At 67.5% G+C, this 4,175-nt stretch carries 5 protein-coding genes; 4 read left to right on the top strand and 1 reads right to left on the bottom strand.

Going from position 1 to position 4,175, the window contains the following annotated elements:
- A partial coding sequence (locus B2W70_RS08560) for an AraC family transcriptional regulator ligand-binding domain-containing protein (RefSeq protein ID WP_286744802.1) occupies positions 1 to 432 on the bottom strand: 432 nt, incomplete at its 3' end.
- 183 nt (positions 433 to 615) lie between these two features.
- On the opposite strand from B2W70_RS08560, the gene B2W70_RS08555 reads away from it, so the two are divergent.
- The 4 genes from B2W70_RS08555 to B2W70_RS08540 form a co-directional block, all read left to right on the top strand.
- On the top strand, positions 616 to 1,551 hold the full coding sequence (locus B2W70_RS08555) for a lipase family alpha/beta hydrolase (RefSeq protein WP_286744799.1): 936 nt from the start codon (positions 616 to 618) through the stop codon (positions 1,549 to 1,551).
- 191 nt (positions 1,552 to 1,742) lie between these two features.
- Positions 1,743 to 2,600 (top strand): lipase secretion chaperone, encoded by an 858-nt coding sequence (locus tag B2W70_RS08550; RefSeq protein ID WP_286744798.1) that lies wholly within the window; start codon positions 1,743 to 1,745, stop codon positions 2,598 to 2,600.
- 150 nt (positions 2,601 to 2,750) lie between these two features.
- Entirely contained in the window at positions 2,751 to 3,722 is a 972-nt protein-coding gene (locus B2W70_RS08545) for a lipase family alpha/beta hydrolase (RefSeq protein ID WP_286744796.1), read from the top strand.
- Between the two features lie 48 nt (positions 3,723 to 3,770).
- The coding region (locus B2W70_RS08540) for a phosphoribosylaminoimidazolesuccinocarboxamide synthase (protein ID WP_286744794.1) at positions 3,771 to 4,175 on the top strand (405 nt) is incomplete at its 3' end.

The raw sequence follows: 4,175 nt of genomic DNA, 5'->3' as shown, positions 1-4,175 counted from the left end.
CATCACGGGCAGCCAGGTCATGTGAACTTGGCCCTCCTGCATCGACAAAGCCGTCAGGCTGACCTGATCGAGCAAAGGCTCGTATCGGTGCAGCACCAGCGCCGCATCGGCCAGGGTCGGGCAGGCCATCGCCAGGTAGCCCACCAGCCCCAGGTGCCTGGGCTGCACATGTGCGGCCAGCCTGAGGGGGTAGACCGGGTCGTTCAACACCGCGCACACGTGCGCCAGGAGGCGCGAGCTCAACTGGCCATCCAGCCGCTGGGATGCGGGCGTCTGCAGCAAATGACGCACCTCGTCGCCGAGGATGCGGGCCGGGTCATGTCCGGACTTTTCCAGGTGTTCGAGCAGCGCATGCGCATAACCCGCGATGACGGCGCCCGATTTGTCGTCAAAAGTTCCTGGCGCATTCCCGGGTTTTGCGTCTCGGAACAAGGTGTCTGCGTGCCTTCGCAATACCCCGTTGTGGGGAGGTTTTGAAAATGGTTGCCAGGCCTGCCGTGCTCTGGCTGCCCTGGTTTCTCGAAGGACGCCAGTGGAGCTCAGGAGCGGTCATTCCCCGAATGGGGGATACCCGGAGGCCAGTTCTCCGCTCTGCAATCAACTGGAAGTCCCCACATGAAACAACAAGTCCGGCTCCTCGCCGCTTCGGCTGCCTCCTTCGCACTCTTGTCCGCCGCACTCCCGGCCGCGGCCAGCACCTACGGCCAGACGCGCTACCCGATCGTGCTGGCGCACGGCATGACTGGCTTTGACAACATCGGGCCCATCGACTACTGGTACCGCATCCCGTCGAACCTGCGGGCCAACGGCGCCACCGTTTACGTCACCCAGGTTTCGGCGTTCAACTCGTCCGAGTTGCGCGGCGAGCAGCTGCTGCAGCAGGTCGAGGAGATCGTGGCCGTCAGCGGCAAGCCCAAGGTCAACCTGATCGGCCACAGCCATGGCAACCACTCGTCGCGTTACGTCGCTGGTGTGCGGCCCGACCTGGTTGCGTCGGTGACCTCGGTGTCGGGGCCCACCTTCGGCTCCCCGGTGGCCGACGTGGTGCAGGGCGTCTCCGATCTGGGCGGGCCGACGCTGACCAAGGTGATTGCATCGGTGGTCAGTGGCCTGGGCAAGCTGGTGGCCCTGCTCTCGGGCAACCCCCAGCTGCCGCAGGATTCTTTCGCGGGCATGCAGTCCCTGACCACCAAGGGCGCTGCGGACTTCAATCGGCGCTTCCCGGGTGGGGTGCCCTCCACGCCTTGTGCACAAGGGCCCGAGGTGGCCAATGGCGTGCGCTACTACTCGTGGAGTGGCGTGGGCCAGATCCACAACCTGCTGGACCCGGCCGATTACGCGCTGGCGCTGTCGGGCCTGGCCTTCTTGGGCAAGCCGAATGACGGCCTGGTCGGGCAGTGCTCCAGCCACCTTGGCAAGGTCATCCGGGACGACTACCGCATGAACCACCTGCACACCGTCAACCAGCTCTTCGGCTTGGTGGGCCTGGGCGTTGACCCAGTCGGGACGTACCGCGTTCACGCCAACCGACTGAAGATGGCGGGCCTGTGATGACGCGACGCGGGTGGGTGGGGATCGCTGGCCTCGCGCTGGCGGCGTCCGGGGCGCTGTGGTGGGGCTGGCGCCCTGCGGGCGCTCCCGCTGTCGCCTCGCAAGGCGGCGGTGATGCACCGGGCGGATGGCACGCGCTGATCCAGGCGAGTGCCCAAGCTGAGCCGGGGTTGCAGTCGGGTGTGGAAGGCTTGCCTGCGTCCCTTCAGGGCACCGAACTCGATGGTCAGGTGCGTGCCGACGCGCAGGGGCGCTTGGTGGTCGATCGGGCGCTGCGGGACCGGTTTGACTACTTCCTCTCCTTGATCGGGGAGGAGCCCGAAGCCCGCGTTCTGGCGCGGCTGGATGCGCACCTCAAGTCCTTGCTGCCACCGCAGGCCTTGGTCACCGCCCGCGACCTGCTGGCCCGCTACATGGCTTTTCAGCAAGCGCGATCCGAGCTCGGGCAGCAAGACCCCCAGGCCGACGTGAGCACGCTGGAGCCGGACATGCTCAGGGCCCGTTTCGAGCGCATTCATTCGCTCAAGCAGGCGCATTTCGATGCGCAGGAGCTCGCGGCCTTTTTCGGGGATGACGATGCCGAGGACCGCTACACCCTCGCGCGCCTGAGCCTGTGGCGAGACGCCTCGCTGGACAGCACGGCCAAGGCCCTGCGGCTCAAGGCCTTGCAAGCGCAGTTGCCGCCAGCCTTGCGCGAGCGCCTGACGGTGGCCGACACCGTGGCCGATCTGCGTGCCCTGCGCGAGGACTGGCAGTCACGGGGCGGTGACGCCCAGGCCCTGCGGTCTGCGCGGCTGGCCCTGGTCGGGCAAGAGGTCACCGACCGGCTCGAGGCCCTCGATGCCAGGCGCGATGATTGGCGCGAAAGGGTGGCGAGCTACCTGCAGGGCCGCGCGGCGTTGCAGGCCGACCCCAGCCTGAGCACGACCTTGCGCGAGCAGGCGGAGTTGGCGCTCAGGCAGCGGCACTTCACTCCCCAGGAGTGGCCAAGGCTGGAGGCCTGGACGCAGGCCCAGGCTCAAGGCGTCTCGCTCGGGTCACCTCGGTGACACCGCCCGCCCCCCGATGCGGGGGCGGTTTCGTTCGCTGGCGGAGGTAACATCCCGCGCCACTCAGCGGGTGGCGCGGTAACGCCCCTGGCGAAAGGAAACGCAGTGTCGAGCAAGCAAGCTGGGGGGCTCCCCCTGAGAAGAATGGGCGTGATCGGGGCCCTGGTGACCGCCATGGCGTGGCCGGTCAGCACGGTGGGGCAGCCAGCGCCAGGCGCCGAGGTGTCCGCTCCCGTGGTGGTCGGTGGGGCTGCCGCATCGCCCTCGGGGCCGCGCTACCCCATCGTGCTGGTGCACGGCATGATGGGCTTCAGGGAGCTGGACCTGGGCTGGCTCGGCAAGTTGCCTTACTGGCGCGGCATCGTCGATGCCTTGGTGGCCGAGGGCGCCACGGTGCGCGTGGTGCAGGTGTCGGCCTTCAACACGTCCGAGGTCCGCGGCGAGCAACTGATCCCGCAAGTCGAGCAGATCCTGCGCGAAACCGGCGCGCAGAAGGTCCACCTGATCGGCCACAGCCACGGCAGCCAGACCAGCCGCTATGTGGCGCGCAAAAAGCCCGAGTGGGTGGCTTCCGTGACCGCCGTCGCAGGCCCGACCTTCGGCTCGGAGTTTGGCGACTGGATGCAGAAACAGGTCAAAGGCGACACCTGGGCAGCGAGCCTCATCATGGGCTTGGGACATCAGATCGGTCGTTTCGTGAACTGGGCCAGCGGCACCGATTTGCCGCAGGACGTCGGGGCAGCGCTGGCTTCCTTGCACAGCGAGGGCGCAGCCGATTTCAACCGGCGCTTTCCTGGTGGTGTGCCGTCCGAGCCGTGTGGTCAAGGGGCCGCCCAGGCGGACGGGATCCGCTACTACTCCTGGAGCGGTGTTGGTGCATTCCACAACTGGCTCAACCCCGCTGACTACCAGATGGCCCTGACCGACCTGGCGTTCAGCAAGGAGGAGGGAGATGGCCTGGTGGGGCGTTGCGCCAGCCACCTGGGGCAGGTCATCCGCGACGACCTGCCGCTCAACCACTTCCAGATCGTCAACCAGATTGGCGGCCTGGTGGGCGAAGGCGCCGACCCGATCGGCCCCTACGTGGAACACGCGCGCCGCCTGAAGGCGCTGGGGCTGTGAGCCCGCTCGCGGGATAATGCCGAGCTGACCTGAACGAAGACCGCTGCCATGACCCAAGCCCTGCACACTTCCCAACTGAGCTCCCTGCCGCTGCTGGCCCGCGGCAAGGTGCGCGACAACTACGCCGTCGGCGACGACCGCATCCTGATGGTGGCCTCCGACCGCATCAGCGCCTTCGACGTCATCATGGGCGAGCCGATCCCCGGCAAGGGCGCGCTGCTGACGCAGATGGCGCTGTTCTGGTTCGAGCTGCTCAAGGACGTGGCCCCCAACCACCTCACCGGGGATGACCCGGTCAGCGTGGTGAGCGCCGCCGAGCGCGGCCAGGTGGAAGGTCGCTCGATGCTGGTCAAGAAGCTCAAGCCCCTGCCCGTGGAAGCCGTGGTGCGCGGCTACCTGGCCGGTTCCGGCTGGAAGGAATACCAGGACAACGGCATGGTGTGCGGCGTCAAG

This window comes from Aquabacterium sp. UBA2148, from assembly GCF_002328915.1.
GTDB lineage: Bacteria > Pseudomonadota > Gammaproteobacteria > Burkholderiales > Burkholderiaceae_C > Aquabacterium > Aquabacterium parvum.
This window is presented reverse-complemented; position numbering and strand designations above follow the sequence as displayed.